15 protein-coding genes are annotated in these 14,411 nt (G+C 65.1%); 10 read left to right on the top strand and 5 right to left on the bottom strand.

Features of this window, described 5'->3' with window-relative positions:
- Positions 1-76: 76 nt before the first annotated feature.
- The 10 genes from JMY28_RS18030 (at position 77) to iscX (ending at position 7,158) form a co-directional block, all read left to right on the top strand.
- Positions 77-307 (top strand): hypothetical protein, encoded by a 231-nt coding sequence (locus JMY28_RS18030; RefSeq protein ID WP_201697257.1) that lies wholly within the window; start codon positions 77-79, stop codon positions 305-307.
- Between the two features lie 108 nt (positions 308-415).
- On the top strand, positions 416-898 hold the full coding sequence (locus JMY28_RS18025; RefSeq protein ID WP_201697256.1) for a low molecular weight protein-tyrosine-phosphatase: 483 nt from the start codon (positions 416-418) through the stop codon (positions 896-898).
- Positions 899-1,052: 154 nt separating this feature from the next.
- On the top strand, positions 1,053-1,586 hold the full coding sequence (gene iscR / locus JMY28_RS18020) for a Fe-S cluster assembly transcriptional regulator IscR (protein WP_158757571.1): 534 nt from the start codon (positions 1,053-1,055) through the stop codon (positions 1,584-1,586).
- A gap of 85 nt (positions 1,587-1,671) precedes the next feature.
- Complete coding sequence (locus JMY28_RS18015) at positions 1,672-2,895, top strand: IscS subfamily cysteine desulfurase (RefSeq protein ID WP_201697255.1); 1,224 nt, start codon at positions 1,672-1,674, stop codon at positions 2,893-2,895.
- 98 nt (positions 2,896-2,993) lie between these two features.
- Complete coding sequence (gene iscU / locus JMY28_RS18010) at positions 2,994-3,398, top strand: Fe-S cluster assembly scaffold IscU (RefSeq protein ID WP_134749113.1); 405 nt, start codon at positions 2,994-2,996, stop codon at positions 3,396-3,398.
- 134 nt (positions 3,399-3,532) lie between these two features.
- Complete coding sequence (gene iscA / locus JMY28_RS18005) at positions 3,533-3,856, top strand: iron-sulfur cluster assembly protein IscA (RefSeq protein ID WP_201697254.1); 324 nt, start codon at positions 3,533-3,535, stop codon at positions 3,854-3,856.
- Between the two features lie 78 nt (positions 3,857-3,934).
- A complete protein-coding gene (hscB, locus tag JMY28_RS18000) occupies positions 3,935-4,483 on the top strand; it encodes a Fe-S protein assembly co-chaperone HscB (RefSeq protein ID WP_110855599.1) in 549 nt (182 codons plus the stop codon).
- 50 nt (positions 4,484-4,533) lie between these two features.
- On the top strand, positions 4,534-6,405 hold the full coding sequence (gene hscA / locus JMY28_RS17995; RefSeq protein WP_201697253.1) for a Fe-S protein assembly chaperone HscA: 1,872 nt from the start codon (positions 4,534-4,536) through the stop codon (positions 6,403-6,405).
- Positions 6,406-6,588: 183 nt separating this feature from the next.
- Positions 6,589-6,930, top strand: coding sequence for an ISC system 2Fe-2S type ferredoxin (gene fdx, locus JMY28_RS17990; RefSeq protein ID WP_158757575.1), 342 nt, complete (start codon positions 6,589-6,591; stop codon positions 6,928-6,930).
- 30 nt (positions 6,931-6,960) lie between these two features.
- On the top strand, positions 6,961-7,158 hold the full coding sequence (iscX, locus tag JMY28_RS17985) for a Fe-S cluster assembly protein IscX (RefSeq protein ID WP_028204168.1): 198 nt from the start codon (positions 6,961-6,963) through the stop codon (positions 7,156-7,158).
- Positions 7,159-7,248: 90 nt separating this feature from the next.
- On the opposite strand, the gene JMY28_RS17980 is transcribed toward iscX, so the two are convergent.
- The 5 genes from JMY28_RS17980 to JMY28_RS17960 all read right to left on the bottom strand — a co-directional run bounded on the left by JMY28_RS17980 (position 7,249) and on the right by JMY28_RS17960 (position 14,126).
- On the bottom strand, positions 7,249-7,983 hold the full coding sequence (locus tag JMY28_RS17980) for a glycine zipper 2TM domain-containing protein (RefSeq protein WP_201697252.1): 735 nt from the start codon (positions 7,981-7,983) through the stop codon (positions 7,249-7,251).
- 306 nt (positions 7,984-8,289) lie between these two features.
- A complete protein-coding gene (gene lysS, locus JMY28_RS17975) occupies positions 8,290-9,825 on the bottom strand; it encodes a lysine--tRNA ligase (protein WP_201697251.1) in 1,536 nt (511 codons plus the stop codon).
- A 211-nt stretch (positions 9,826-10,036) separates the two neighbouring features.
- Positions 10,037-11,141 (bottom strand): peptide chain release factor 2 gene (gene prfB / locus JMY28_RS17970; protein WP_201697250.1). Its coding sequence is split into 2 segments (ribosomal slippage): positions 10,037-11,059 and positions 11,061-11,141, totalling 1,104 coding nucleotides; the frame shifts between segments, so codons are not numbered across the junction.
- A gap of 117 nt (positions 11,142-11,258) precedes the next feature.
- Entirely contained in the window at positions 11,259-12,965 is a 1,707-nt protein-coding gene (recJ, locus tag JMY28_RS17965; RefSeq protein WP_201697249.1) for a single-stranded-DNA-specific exonuclease RecJ, read from the bottom strand.
- A 33-nt stretch (positions 12,966-12,998) separates the two neighbouring features.
- Positions 12,999-14,126 carry a regulator gene (locus tag JMY28_RS17960; RefSeq protein ID WP_201697248.1) on the bottom strand — a complete coding sequence of 376 codons (1,128 nt, stop codon included), beginning with the start codon at positions 14,124-14,126 and terminating at the stop codon, positions 12,999-13,001.
- Positions 14,127-14,411 lie beyond the last annotated feature (285 nt).

Here is a 14,411-nt window from a genome sequence, read left to right as displayed (position 1 = left end):
TGCGACTCTCTATATCATCTCGACTGGCGATAGTGCGTCCGCACCTGTCGCTTCACAGTCGAAAGAGAGTCGCATCATGAGAAAGAAAATAACGGTGTACTGGCCGCTGGCGCTGATCGTGCCGCTCGCGGTAATCGCATGGGTCCATGCATGGAAGACTGCCGAGCAGCAAATGCCGCTCGCAGCCGATCAAGTCACGGCAGAACTCGCGCGCGCGGTCTCGTATGGCCTCGTGGGCAGCGAAGGCAAGACGCCGGTGAAGGCAATGAACGGTATCGCACCGTTGCCGCGGTCGAACGCGATCTGATGATCGTTCTGGCGCCAACGCGCCGGGCAGCGCGCGCTTCCCGCGCTTTGTATAATTCGAGATTCGCCCGCGCGCACTGAACGGCGACCGTTGCTCCAGCTCCCACGAATGAAAAAGGTTTCCGTCTGCTTCGTTTGTCTTGGCAATATCTGCCGCTCGCCCACGGCCGAGGCGGTGATGTTGCGCCTCGTGGATGAAGCGGGGTTGGCGGGGCGCGTCGAGGTCGATTCGGCGGGGACGGGTGACTGGCACATCGGCGAGGCGCCCGACGAGCGCGCTCAGCGGGCCGGTGGCCAACGCGGCTACGATCTCGCGCCGTTGCGCGCCCGGCAGATCGCGGCCGGGGATTTCCGCCGCTTCGACCTGATCGTGGCGATGGACGACGCCAACGTCACCGCGCTCCAGGGTGTCTGCCCGGCGAGCGAGCGCGACAAGATTCGTTTGCTGATGGAGTTCGCGCCGCAGGCTCAAGTGCGGGTGGTAGTCGATCCCTATTTTGGCGGCGACGCGGGTTTTGAAATGGTGCTCGATCAATGTGAGGCGGCCTGCGCGGGTCTGCTCGCCGTATTGCGTCCGCAACTGGCGGACTGAGACGAGCGGTGCGGATCTGCCGAATGCAGAAAACGGGCCATTTTTGCGATTCGCTGGGCGCCTAATAACCCAAATGGCGACGTTGATACTTGACTAAACTAGTCATGTATTTATACTTGACGAAAATTGTCGAGAATTGCGGTTCCCCTACATCATGAGACTCACCACCAAAGGCCGTTTCGCCGTCACGGCGATGATTGACCTGGCACTGCGCCAGGAGCAGGGCCCGGTGACGCTTGCGGGTATCAGCCAGCGGCAGCACATCTCGCTGTCGTACCTCGAACAGCTGTTCGGCAAGCTGCGCCGTCATGAAATCGTCGAATCGGTCCGCGGGCCGGGTGGCGGGTACAACCTCGCGCGTCGCGCGGAGGACGTGACCGTCGCGGACATCATCATCGCCGTAGACGAGCCGCTCGACGCCACGCAGTGCGGCGGCAAGGGCGCCTGCGAGGGCACCAAGCAGCACGACGGCCACTGCATGACGCACGAACTCTGGTCGACGCTGAACCAGAAAATGGTCGAGTACCTCGATTCGGTGTCGCTCAAGGATCTGGTGGACAAGCAGCGCGCCCGTGAAGGCGCCGCGCCCGCGGTTCTGCGCGACCGCCGCGCCGAGGCGCCGGCGGTGGAGCCGGTCAGGGCAGTGCCGCTGGGTCCGAACTCGATCTTCAACATGGCGGGTTCGTAATTCATTCGAACGCCGCCAGAACAGAACGCCGCAGTTGGCAATACAGACAGTACAGCGCAGCACACAAGATTCCCCGGAGCGATAGATGAATAACGACATTCCCCACCTGCCCATTTACATGGACTACAGCGCGACGACCCCCGTCGACCCGCGCGTGGTGGACAAGATGATTCCGTATCTGCGCGAGCAGTTCGGCAATCCGGCGTCGCGCAGCCACGCCTATGGCTGGGATGCGGAGCGTGCCGTCGAGGAAGCGCGCGAGCAGGTGGCCGCGCTCGTCAATGCCGACCCGCGTGAAATCATCTGGACCTCCGGCGCGACCGAATCGGACAACCTCGCGATCAAGGGTGCCGCGCACTTCTACAAGAGCAAGGGTAAGCACATCATCACGGTAAAGACCGAGCACAAGGCCGTGCTCGATACCTGCCGTGAACTCGAACGCGAAGGCTACGAAGTCACCTATCTGGACGTGAAGGACGACGGTCTGATCGACCTCGAAGCGTTCAAGGCGGCACTGCGTCCCGACACGATCCTCGTTTCCGTCATGCACGTGAACAACGAGATCGGCGTGATCCAGGACATCGGGACGATCGGCGAGATCTGCCGCGAGAAGGGCATCATTTTCCACGTCGATGCCGCGCAGTCCACGGGTAAGGCGCCCATCGACCTGCAAAAGCTCAAGGTCGACCTGATGTCGTTCTCGGCGCACAAGACCTACGGCCCGAAGGGCATCGGCGCGCTGTACGTGCGCCGCAAGCCGCGCGTGCGTATCGAAGCGCAGATGCACGGCGGCGGTCATGAGCGCGGTATGCGCTCGGGCACGCTGGCCACGCACCAGATCGTCGGCATGGGCGAAGCGTTCCGCATCGCCCGTGAAGAGATGGCCACCGAAAACGAGCGCGTGCGCATGCTGCGCGACAAGCTCCTGCGCGGCCTGAAGGAAATCGACGAAACCTACGTGAACGGCGACATGGAACAGCGTGTCCCGCACAACCTGAACATCAGCTTCAACTTCGTCGAAGGCGAGTCGCTGATCATGGCGGTCAAGGACGTGGCGGTGTCGTCGGGTTCGGCTTGCACGTCCGCTTCGCTCGAGCCGTCGTACGTGCTGCGCGCGCTCGGCCGCAACGACGAACTGGCGCACAGCTCGATCCGCTTCACGGTGGGACGCTTCACGACGGAGCAGGACGTCGACTACGTCATCAACCTGCTGAAGACGAAGATCGCCAAGCTGCGCGAGCTTTCGCCGCTGTGGGAAATGCACCAGGACGGCATCGATCTGTCGACCATCCAGTGGGCGGCGCACTAAAGCAGCATCGCGCAGTCAGTATCGAATAACGAACCGGCCGCAGCGCAACGAGCAGACAACTGCATGCAGCGCGGCCAACGAATTGAAGGAGTGTGATCATGGCATATAGCGACAAGGTTCTGGACCACTACGAAAACCCGCGCAACGTCGGCTCGTTCGCGAAGGACGACGACGCGGTGGGCACCGGCATGGTCGGCGCGCCGGCGTGCGGCGACGTGATGAAGCTGCAGATCCGTGTGGGCGCGGACGGCGTGATCGAAGACGCGAAGTTCAAGACCTACGGCTGCGGCTCGGCGATCGCCTCGAGCTCGCTCGTGACCGAGTGGGTGAAAGGCAAGACGCTTGACCAGGCGCTCGACATCAAGAACACGCACATCGCCGAAGAACTGGCACTGCCGCCGGTGAAGATCCACTGCTCGATTCTCGCGGAAGACGCGATCAAGGCCGCGGTTGCGGACTATCGCCAGCGTCACACGACTGAAGCGAAGGCTGACGCGGCGTAAGCGCAGCAGCGGATGCAGGAAGGCGCCGGAGCTCGGCGCCCTTGGACTAACGATTCTGGATGCAGCAGGGTTGCGTCGCGACGCAAGGGAAGGCGAAAGCCTAACCGGGCGGCGCGAGGCGCGGCGAAGATGCTATGGCAATTACGTTGACTGAAAAAGCGGCACAGCACGTGCAAAAGTACCTGACCCGTCGCGGCAAGGGCGTGGGCCTGCGTCTTGGCGTGCGCACGACGGGCTGCTCGGGCCTGGCGTACAAGCTCGAGTACGTCGACGAGCTCGCACCCGAGGACAACGTCTTCGAGAGCCACGGCGTGAAGGTCATCGTCGACCCGAAGAGCCTCGCCTATATCGACGGCACGCAGCTGGACTTTGTGCGCGAAGGCCTGAACGAAGGCTTCCGGTTCAACAACCCGAATGTGAAGGACGAGTGCGGCTGCGGCGAGTCCTTCCGCATTTGAGCCCGCGCCCTGCGGTGAAAAGGCGGCCTGTGCCGCCTTTTTGATTTTGATGGCCCCCCACAAGAACGTTCCAGCCCGATGAGCACGCCTTCCACGCCTTCCCGGTCGCTCTCCGATAGCCACTTCGTGCTGTTCGGCCTGCCCGAGCAGTTCGAGATCGATGCGAACGCGCTCGACCATGCCTACCGAACGGTGCAGGCGCAGGTGCATCCCGACCGCTTCGCCGCGGCCGGCGAGGCGCAAAAGCGCATCGCCATGCAATGGGCCACGCGCACGAACGAGGCGTATCAGACCCTGCGCGATCCGCTCAAGCGCGCGAAATATCTGCTGCATCTGCGCGGTATCGACGTTGGCGCGGAGAACAACACCGCGATGGAGCCGGCATTCCTCATGCAGCAGATGGAGTGGCGCGAGGCGATCGAAGACGCGGTCGGCGCGAAGAACGTCGATGCACTCGATGCGCTCGCGGGTGAACTGCGCGACGACGAACGCGTGCGCTTCACGAAGCTCGCGGCGCTGCTCGACAGCGGCTCGAACCAGCCGGCGGCCGAGGCGGTGCGCCAGCTCATGTTCATCGAGCGCGTGGCGGGCGAGATCGACTCGCAGATCGAGCGTCTCGAAGGCTGAAACGGAAATCGGGCGCTCGCGCCCATCAGGTTAAAAAGCAGATCACACAGATGGCCTTACTGCAAATCTCCGAACCCGGCATGGCGCCGGCGCCGCATCAGCGGCGACTCGCCGTCGGCATCGACCTCGGCACGACGAACTCGCTGGTCGCGGCCGTGCGCAGCGGCGTGCCCGACGTGCTGCCCGACGAAGACGGTCACGCGCTGCTGCCCTCGGTCGTGCGCTATCTCGCGAATGGCGGCCGTCGCATCGGCCACACGGCGAAGGCGCAAGCCGCCACCGATCCGCGTAACACGATCGTTTCGGTCAAGCGCTTCATGGGCCGCGGCAAGTCCGAAGTCGAAGGCGCGGCGAACGCGCCGTACGACTTCGTCGACGCGCCGGGCATGGTGCAGATCCAGACCGTGGACGGCGTGAAAAGCCCCGTCGAAGTCTCGGCGGAAATTCTCGCGACGCTGCGCCAGCGCGCCGAAGACACGCTCGGCGACGAACTCGTCGGCGCCGTCATCACGGTGCCTGCGTATTTCGACGAAGCGCAGCGCCAGGCGACCAAGGACGCAGCGCGTCTCGCGGGGCTGAACGTGTTGCGTCTGCTCAACGAGCCGACTGCGGCGGCGATTGCCTACGGACTCGACAACGGCGCCGAAGGCCTCTACGCGGTCTACGACCTCGGCGGCGGCACGTTCGACCTGTCGATTCTCAAGCTCACGAAGGGCGTGTTCGAAGTGCTGGCGGCCGGCGGCGATTCGGCGCTTGGCGGCGACGATTTCGACCACGCGCTCTTCGCATATGTGCTGGAGCAGTCCGGGATCGAGCGCGCGACACTCGCACCCGAAGACGTGCGCCTGTTGCTCGACCGCGTGCGCGATGCGAAGGAAGCGCTCTCGTCCGCGCCTGAGGCGCGCATCGAGGCGACGCTGTCGAGCGGTAAGCAGATCGCGCTGACGATCGACGAGCCGCGCTTCGAAGCGCTCACGCAAGCGCTCGTGCAGCGCACGCTCACACCGACGAAGAAGGCGCTGCGCGACGCCAAGGTGACCGCGAAGGACGTGAAGGGCGTGGTGCTGGTTGGCGGCGCGACGCGCATGCCTGTGATCCGCCGGGCGGTGGAACAGCACTTCGGCCAGGCGCCACTCACGAATCTGGACCCGGACCAGGTCGTCGCGCTCGGCGCCGCGATCCAGGCCGACCTGCTCGCGGGCAACCGCGGCGGCGAGGACGACTGGCTGCTGCTCGACGTCATTCCGCTCTCGCTCGGTGTGGAGACGATGGGCGGCCTCGTCGAGAAGATCATCCCGCGTAATTCGACCATTCCGGTCGCGCGCGCGCAGGACTTCACGACCTTCAAGGACGGCCAGACGGCCATGGCGATTCACGTCGTGCAAGGCGAGCGCGAGCTCGTCGCCGACTGCCGCTCGCTTGCGCGTTTCGAGCTGCGCGGCATTCCCCCGATGGTGGCGGGCGCGGCGCGCATTCGCGTGACTTACCAGGTGGATGCGGACGGCCTCTTGTCCGTGTTCGCGCGCGAGCAGCTCTCGGGCGTGGAAGCGTCGGTGGTGGTGAAGCCGTCCTACGGTCTCGCCGATGACGACGTGGCCCGCATGCTCGAAGACAGCTTCAAGACCGCCGAAGTCGACATGCACGCCCGCGCGCTGCGCGAGGCACAGGTCGAGGCGCAACGCATCATCGAAGCGACGACCGCCGCTCTGGGCGCCGATGGCGAACTGCTCGACGAAGCCGAGCGCACGCAAGTCGGCGTGCTGATCGCCGCGCTCGCGCAAGTCGCGCAGGGCGACGACGCCGGCGCGATCGAAGCGGCGACGAAGGCGCTTTCCGAAGGCACCGACGAGTTCGCTGCGCGTCGCATGGACAAGGGCATCAAGCGCGCGCTGGCGGGCAAGAGGCTCGACGAGATTGGCTAAAGGCGCGGTTAAAAGCGCGGCTGAAACCTCAACAGCTTAAAGGCGAACGCGTCGTTAGCAAACGGCGCGCGCGTGCGTGCTTTCCCGATGTGGCAGAGCGCGCACCGACAGTAGAATGGGCACATGCGCCGTCGGAGGCGGGGCATGCGCCCGATATGAAAGTTATTGGATACGGAAATCACAATGCCTCAAATCGTGGTGCTGCCTCATGTCGAACTGTGCCCTGAGGGCGCGGTCATCGACGCCAAACCGGGCGAGAGCGTGTGCGACGCGCTGCTCGAACACGGCATCGAAATCGAGCACGCATGCGAGAAGTCGTGTGCCTGCACGACCTGTCACGTGATCGTGCGCGAAGGGTTCGATGCGCTCGTGCCGTCCGAGGAAGACGAAGACGATCTCCTCGACAAGGCGTGGGGACTCGAGCCGACGTCGCGGCTGTCGTGTCAGGCCATCGTGCCGGCGAACGACGACCTGGTGGTCGAGATTCCGCGTTACTCGATCAACCACGCGAAGGAAAACCACTGAGCCACTGAACACCAGGAGGAGCGCGCAGCCATGAAATGGACCGATACGCAGGACATCGCGATGGCCTTGACGGACACCCATCCAGAAGTGGATCCGCAGTACGTGCGCTTCACCGATCTGCACCGCTGGATCACTCAGCTCGACGGTTTCGACGACGACCCCGAGCGCTCGAACGAGAAGATTCTCGAGGCGATCCAGGCTGCGTGGATCGAAGACGCGGACTACTGATTTCCGGCATGCCCGGGAAGCAGACGGGAAAAAGGCGACTTGCCAATACGGCAAGTCGCCTTTTTTATTGCGCTGCCGGCTTTAGCGCAATCAACCCGCGGCCAGCGTGCCGTTCTCCACGCGCACGCGCTCGCCCTGCTGGAACGGCGGGGCTTCGTGATACGTGAAGTAGCGCATCTTGCCGTTCTCCATACGCACGCGCACCGAATAGCTCGTCGTGCTGCGCAGGTGCTTTTCGACCGAGTTGCCCGCGAAGCCGCCACCCAGTGCGCCTAGCAGCGTCATGGCCGTGCGGCCGTTACCCGAGCCGAACTGGTTGCCGACCACGCCGCCGGCCACCGCGCCACCCACCGCGCCGATACCGGTGCCGTGGCCTTCTTGCTTGACCTCGGAAATCGCGACGACCGTGCCGCACGTCGAACATGCGGGCTGGGCGGGCGGCGCTTCCTGCGCGTACTGCTGCGAAGGCTGCGGCGGCTGGCCGGGCTGTTGACCATACTGCTGCGTCGGGGCGACGGGCACGGCCGCTTGCTGTTGAGCTTGTGGGGGCGCCGACTGCGGCTCGGCGGGCGCATTCTGGGCGTCCTGCGTGTATTGCGAGGCCTGCACCGGCTTCGTCGAGTCGACCGCCGGCGGCTGTGAAGCCGTCATGGTCGTCTGGCCCGTCTGAACCTGGGCGCTCTGTTCGGCGGTGCTGGAAGCTTTCGGGAAAACGCCGGTGATGGCCGCGGTGGCCGCAAGGCTCGCGACGATGACGGCTGCCGCGGCGGTTGCGACAAGCGGGTGAAGGCGGCGTTTCGGTGTGGTCGGATCGGTGGTGTTCATGACAGGCTCCGTCTTTGGCAGAGTTGGCTCTCTTGTGAGACGCAGTTTGAGCCAACCCAATTCTGTGAGCGTTTCAATTTGTAACCCTGTGCTGCGGCGGCGTGGCGGCGAAAAGAGCGCAATCGTCGCGCAGCGTTGCGCAGTGCGGTTTTCCACACGGGTGCAATTGACGTACCCGTCTCAGCCGTTGCGTTAGCCGGGAGATTTTACCGATGGTTACAAACGTGTGCGCGGAGATGCCACAAAGAAACGGGGCGCATACGGTATGAACCGCATGCGCCCCGTCACGTCAGGCAGAGGTTCCGGTTAGTCTTCGCGGCGCAGGTGCGGGAAGAGGATCACGTCGCGGATGCTTGCGCTGTCCGTGAGCAGCATGATCAGGCGGTCGATGCCAATACCGCAGCCGCCCGTCGGGGGCATGCCGTACTCGAGCGCGCGGATGTAGTCGGCGTCGTAGAACATCGCTTCTTCGTCGCCCGCGTCCTTCTGCTCGACCTGCTTCTTGAAGCGAGCGGCCTGGTCTTCCGGATCATTGAGCTCCGAGAAACCGTTGGCGATCTCGCGACCCGTGATGAAGAGCTCGAAGCGCTCGGTGATGCCCGGTAGCGTGTCCGAGGCGCGAGCAAGCGGCGAAACTTCGACGGGGTAGTCGATGATGTAGGTCGGCTCCCACAGTTGCGACTCGGCAGTCTCTTCGAAGAGCGCCAGTTGCAGCGAGCCCGCGCCCGCGTTCAGGAATGCCGGCTGGTTCGCATCCACGCCGAACTTCTTCAGTTCCGCACGCAGGAAGGCTGCGTCGGCGAGTTGCTCGTTCGTGTACTGCGGTGCGTACTTCTGGATCGCCTGGACGATCGTCAAGCGATGGAACGGCTTCGAGAGATCGAGTTCACGGCCCTGATACGTCAGCACGGCGGTGCCGCTCGCGTCGATGGCGGCCTGGCGGATCAGTTGCTCGGTGAAGTCCATGAGCCACGCGTAGTCGGTGTACGCGGCGTAGAACTCCATCATCGTGAATTCCGGATTGTGACGCGGTGAAACGCCTTCGTTACGGAAATTCCGGTTGATTTCAAACACGCGCTCGAAACCGCCCACGACCAGGCGCTTGAGATACAGCTCGGGCGCGATGCGCATGAACATCTGCATGTCGAGCGCGTTGTGGTGCGTGACGAACGGCTTCGCGGCCGCGCCGCCCGGGATCGGGTGCAGCATCGGCGTTTCGACTTCCATGAAGCCCGAGTCGGCCATGAAGCGGCGCACGGAGGAAATCGCCTTGGTGCGCGCCTGGAACGTCTGTCGCGCTTCGGGCGTAACGATCAGGTCGACATAGCGCTGGCGATAGCGCATTTCCTGGTCGGCGAGGCCGTGGAACTTGTCCGGCAGCGGACGCAGCGCCTTCGAGAGCAGGCGCAGTTCCGTGCAGCGCACCGAAAGCTCGCCCTTGTTGGTGCGGAACAGCACGCCCTTTGCCGCGACGATATCGCCCAGGTCCCACTTCTTGAATGCATCGTAAGTCGCCTCGCCCACGTCGGCGGGCGTGATGAAGAACTGGATCTGGCCCGAGCCGTCACGTACCGTGGCAAAGCTCGCCTTGCCCATCACGCGCTTGAGCATCATGCGACCGGCGATCGCCACTTCGAGCGGCTTGGCTTCGAGCGCGTCCTTGTCGGTGTCGGCGTAGTCGCGCTGCAGGTCGGCGGCGTGGTGGGTCGGGCGGAAGTCGTTCGGATAGGCGACGCCTGCTTCGCGCAGCGCGCGCAGTTTCTCGCGGCGCTCGGCGATGATCTGGTTGTCGTCGAGTTCGGGCGCGGCGCTGGGCGCGTTCTGCTGGGTCGGTTCGGTCATGATGGCTCGGTGTTCTTTGATTCGCAGGTGTTTCGGCGAGTGTTCGGGGCTGCGGCCCCGGCGTGGTCCTTCGCGGGACACGGCGCGCATCGCGCGCAGATAAGCGGACTTCGGTTCCTGCGGCGCGCCGCACACCTCGCGGTCGTTGCGGGCGGCGCAGCAGGAGAGGGCGGCATGCGGTGTTCTGCAGCGAGCGTGGCGTGCGGGAAGCTTACACGCCTTGTTTCAGGCTCGCGCTGATGAAGGCGTCGAGATCGCCGTCGAGCACGGCCTTGGTGTTGCTGATTTCGACGTTGGTGCGCAGATCCTTGATACGGCTGTTGTCGAGCACGTAGGAGCGGATCTGGTGGCCCCAGCCCACGTCCGACTTGCCCGCTTCGAGCTTGTCCTGCTCCGACTGGCGCTTGCGCATTTCGGCTTCGTACAGGCGCGATTTGAGCATGGCCATGGCTTCGGCGCGGTTGCGGTGCTGCGAGCGGTCGTTCTGACACTGCACGACGATGCCCGACGGAACGTGCGTGATACGCACGGCGGAGTCGGTCTTGTTGATGTGCTGACCGCCCGCGCCCGAAGCGCGGTACGTGTCGATGCGCAGATCGGCCGGATTGACTTCGATCTCGAACGAATCGTCGATTTCCGGATACACGAACACCGACGAGAACGACGTGTGGCGGCCGCCCGACGAGTCGAAAGGCGACTTGCGCACGAGGCGGTGAATGCCGGTTTCGGTGCGCAGGAACCCGTAGGCGTATTCGCCTTCGACCTTGATCGTCGCGCTCTTGATGCCGGCCACGTCGCCTTCGGACTCTTCGAGCACTTCGGTCTTGAAGCCCTTGCGCTCGCAGTAGCGTACGTACTGGCGCAGCAGCATGGAAGCCCAGTCGCACGCCTCGGTGCCGCCGGCGCCGGCCTGGATGTCGATGAACGCGTTGTTCGGGTCGGCGGGATTCGCGAACATGCGGCGGAACTCGACGTCGGCGACGCGCGCTTCGATCGCCTGAGCGTCGGTTTCGATGGCGACGAGCGTGTCCTCATCGCCTTCTTCGCGGGCCATCTCGAAGAGATCCTGCGTGTCGCGCGTGTCGTTCTCAATGCCGTCGAGCACGTGCACCACGCCCTCGAGCAGTTTCTTTTCCTTGCCGAGACCCTGGGCGTGTTTCGAGTCGTTCCAGACGTTGGGGTCTTCGAGTTCGCTGTTGACTTCGACGAGCCGTCGGGCTTTTACGTCGTAGTCAAAGATACCCCCGTAGCTCGCCCGCGCGCGTGCGCAGGTCCGCCAAAAGAGCTTCGATCGCGTTGAGACGTTCCGCTTCCATTTGTGTCGTGATCCGGCGTGTAAAACATTGAATTATAGCTGATTGCACCCGGATCAAGGGCGGCGCGGACCATCGGAGGGTCCGCGCCTGGGCGCCTGGAGTGGACTCAGCGCGGACTCAGAGCGCCGCGTGCTCCACGACGAGTTGCACGCGCGAGACGCCGTTCCAGGTGTCGCGCACGAGCCGGTAGGCGACCGTGGTGTGCTGCGGCAGCGATTCGGTGTGATTGAACCAGATCGCGTTGAAGCGCTGGCGCCCGCGCAGCAATTGCAGCTTGAGGTGCTTATCCTTCACGAGCGCCTGCGAAGCCACTTCGAATTCCCCCGAGAACACCGGTGCCGGGAAGCCCTGGCCCCACACGGCGGCGTCGAGCATCTCCACGAAGTCGGGCGTGAAGTAGGCGTCTTCGAGATCGCCGTCGGTCTCGACGGTGCGCGCGAGCGCTTCTTCCGTGAGCCACTCGCGGCCCACGCGCTCGAAGGCGGCGGCGAAGCGCGGCACGTCGGCGGCGGCGATCGTCATGCCCGCGGCCATGGCGTGGCCGCCGAACTTCTGGATCAGACCTGGCTCGCGCTTGCTGATGAGATCGACGGCGTCGCGCAGATGGAAACCGGGGATCGAACGGCCCGAGCCTTTCACGAGTTCGCCGTCGTCGTCGGCAGGCGCGAAGGTGAACGACGGGCGGTGAAAACGCTCCTTGAGGCGCCCCGCGACGATGCCGATCACGCCCTGGTGCCAGCCTTCGTTGAACAGCGTGAGCGTAGCCTTGCCTTGCGGATCGACATCGGCAAGATCGGCAAGCGCCTGCTGTTGCATGCCCGCCTCGATCTCGCGACGCTCGCGGTTCATCGAGTCGAGTTGCTGGGCGAGTTCCCACGCGCGGCCCACGTCGTCGGTGGTCAGGCATTCGATGCCGAGCGACATGTCCGAGAGCCGGCCGGCCGCGTTCAGACGCGGCCCGAGCGCAAAGCCGAAGTCGAAGCCCGACGCGCTTTTCGCGTCGCGGCCCGCGGCGCGGAAGAGCGCTGCAATGCCCGGCTGCATGCGGCCGTTGCGCACGCGTTGCAAACCCTGCGCGACGAGCACGCGGTTGTTGCAGTCGAGTTTCACGACGTCGGCGACGGTGCCGAGCGCGACCAGATCGAGCAGGCCGTCGAGACGCGGTTCGGGGTTCGTCTCGCTGAACGCACCGCGCTTGCGCAATTCCGCGCGCAGCGCGAGCAGCGTGTAGAACATGACACCCACGCCCGCGATGCACTTGCTCGGAAACTCGCAGCCCGGCTGGTTCGGATTGACGATGGCGCGCGCGTCGGGGAGCGTGTCGCCGGGCAGGTGGTGGTCGGTTACGAGCACCTCGATGCCGAGCGCGTTGGCGGCTTCTACGCCTTCCACGCTGGCGATGCCGTTGTCTACCGTGATCAGGATGTCCGGCGGGCCGCCTTTGCGTTGCGCGGCAAGCGCGACGATCTCGGGCGTGAGGCCGTAGCCATACTCGAACCGATTCGGCACGAGATAGTCGATCTGCGCGCCGAACATGCGCAGGCCGCGCACGGCCACGGCGCAGGCGGTCGCGCCGTCGCAGTCGTAGTCGGCGACCACGAGCATGCGGCACTCCGCTTCGAGCGCGTCGGCGAGCAGCGTGGCGGCCTCATCGAGGCCCTTCATGCCCACAGGCGGGATGAGGCGCGCGAGGCCGGTTTCGATCTCGTCGGGCTGACAGACGCCGCGCGAGGCATAGAGGCGTGCGAGCACCGGATGCAGGCCGTGGCGCACGAGGGCTTCGGCGTCGGCGGGCGAGCAGGCGCGGGTGACGATTTGGGTCATGCGTGAGCGCGGAAAGAAGAATTCATTCGGGGATCATTCGATAAAGAGCGACGCGAACAGGCGGCGTCGCCAGAACTTGCGCAGATCGCCGCGCGTGATAGAGAGTGTGACCGAGCCGGCGTCGCCGCACAGCGTGAGGTCGAGCGCGGCGAGCGCGCCCGTTTGCAGCGCGGCGAGACCGGGCGCGAACCAGTCGCGCTCCAGTTGCGCGAACGCGGCGTTCCAGCGGCCCCAGTCCTGCTGGATGAAGGCTGCTGAAAACGGATCGAGTTCGACGAGCGTCGCTCCCGTGCCCGAACCGTTGTTGAGCGAAGCTGCGAGTGCTGCGAAGGTCGCGGGCGCGGCGCCTACTTCCGTCTTCGCGGCGAGTGCCAGGCCACGCGTGGCGGCTGCATCGGAGCAGACGCGCGCATACGGGCTCGTGACGGCGCGCATCTCGCCTTGCGCGTGGAACCAGATCGAATTGACAGACGGCAGACCGCGCGCCTCGCGCGCTTCGTTCACGGGATGTTCGAACCACGCCATCTGCACTTCGTTCTGCACCTTCATCCAGGCGCGCGAACGCTGGCCCGAATGGGCCTCGTGCGGCAGCCAGATCTCGATGTTGCGGCCGCTCGCACGCAAGGGCGAGGCGCCCGCGAGCGTACCGAACGCATCCGAGGAGAGATACCAGCGCTGCGGCGTCGGGGCTTCGACGCGCACGCCCAGTTCTTCGATCAGCGGGCGGGCGACGGTGTAGAGCGTGGCGGCGTCGGCGTCAGCGAGTTCCAGCGAGGCGGGGTCGATCAGCACCAGATGATCGTGCGCGATGCGCACGTGCACGGGCTGCACGCACGCCCACGTGGCGTCGCCGGGCGTCCCGCCGTCGGCGAGCAGCATGTAGGGCGCAAGTGGCGCTTCGTCGTCCGCGGCCTTCGCTGGCTTCACGTTGTTCGCGCTCGCGGGACCGAGCGCGCCGAACTGACGCGCAACCCAGCGCTCGTGGGGCAGCGTGCGCTGGAAGTCCTCGCCGATCACCTGCTCGCCGAGTGTCGCGCGCGCAACCAGTTTCGCGAGCGCCGGGTATTCGAGGCCCGCGAGCGCGGTGGACGCGGCCGCAGCGGAGGGTAAGGCAAAGGGGACGAGGAGATGGAGTCGGTCGGCGGGCATGATGGTGCGCATTGTACTTCGGCGCTGTACACGCCGGGCGGCCCTCGGGCGTGCCGCGACGGCCCCGGATTGCCCCGTTATGCTCGTGCAACGGCACTTGTGGACGAAATGTGGCTCGAAGGAGAGGGCGGGCCTGCGGGCTGGGCACTTCCCACGCGCGAAAGTTCGTGGGAACGCCGCCGAAAGTCTGCCGAATGTCCGTGGAGGGTCGCCAGTGTGGCAAACTTCGCGGTTGATCGCCGCCCGACCCGGCACGATATTTCCGGGGCGTCCCGCGCACTGGCCCCAGGGTCAATA

This window comes from Paraburkholderia hiiakae (assembly GCF_904848665.1).
GTDB lineage: Bacteria > Pseudomonadota > Gammaproteobacteria > Burkholderiales > Burkholderiaceae > Paraburkholderia > Paraburkholderia hiiakae.
Note: the sequence above shows the minus strand (reverse complement) of the source record. Positions and strands in the feature narration are given on the sequence as shown.

What these genes read in the sequence shown, in the direction of transcription:
- JMY28_RS18015 (WP_201697255.1), top strand. Translation starts at nt 1,672, where the DNA reads ATGAATAACGACATTCCCCACCTGCCCATTTACATGGACTACAGCGCG.
- hscB (WP_110855599.1), top strand. Translation starts at nt 3,935, where the DNA reads ATGAGCACGCCTTCCACGCCTTCCCGGTCGCTCTCCGATAGCCACTTC.
- iscA (WP_201697254.1), top strand. Translation starts at nt 3,533, where the DNA reads ATGGCAATTACGTTGACTGAAAAAGCGGCACAGCACGTGCAAAAGTAC.
- iscU (WP_134749113.1), top strand. Translation starts at nt 2,994, where the DNA reads ATGGCATATAGCGACAAGGTTCTGGACCACTACGAAAACCCGCGCAAC.
- hscA (WP_201697253.1), top strand. Translation starts at nt 4,534, where the DNA reads ATGGCCTTACTGCAAATCTCCGAACCCGGCATGGCGCCGGCGCCGCAT.
- fdx (WP_158757575.1), top strand. Translation starts at nt 6,589, where the DNA reads ATGCCTCAAATCGTGGTGCTGCCTCATGTCGAACTGTGCCCTGAGGGC.
- JMY28_RS18025 (WP_201697256.1), top strand. Translation starts at nt 416, where the DNA reads ATGAAAAAGGTTTCCGTCTGCTTCGTTTGTCTTGGCAATATCTGCCGC.
- iscR (WP_158757571.1), top strand. Translation starts at nt 1,053, where the DNA reads ATGAGACTCACCACCAAAGGCCGTTTCGCCGTCACGGCGATGATTGAC.
- iscX (WP_028204168.1), top strand. Translation starts at nt 6,961, where the DNA reads ATGAAATGGACCGATACGCAGGACATCGCGATGGCCTTGACGGACACC.
- JMY28_RS17980 (WP_201697252.1), bottom strand. Translation starts at nt 7,983, where the DNA reads ATGAACACCACCGATCCGACCACACCGAAACGCCGCCTTCACCCGCTT.
- JMY28_RS17960 (WP_201697248.1), bottom strand. Translation starts at nt 14,126, where the DNA reads ATGCGCACCATCATGCCCGCCGACCGACTCCATCTCCTCGTCCCCTTT.
- recJ (WP_201697249.1), bottom strand. Translation starts at nt 12,965, where the DNA reads ATGACCCAAATCGTCACCCGCGCCTGCTCGCCCGCCGACGCCGAAGCC.
- JMY28_RS18030 (WP_201697257.1), top strand. Translation starts at nt 77, where the DNA reads ATGAGAAAGAAAATAACGGTGTACTGGCCGCTGGCGCTGATCGTGCCG.
- lysS (WP_201697251.1), bottom strand. Translation starts at nt 9,825, where the DNA reads ATGACCGAACCGACCCAGCAGAACGCGCCCAGCGCCGCGCCCGAACTC.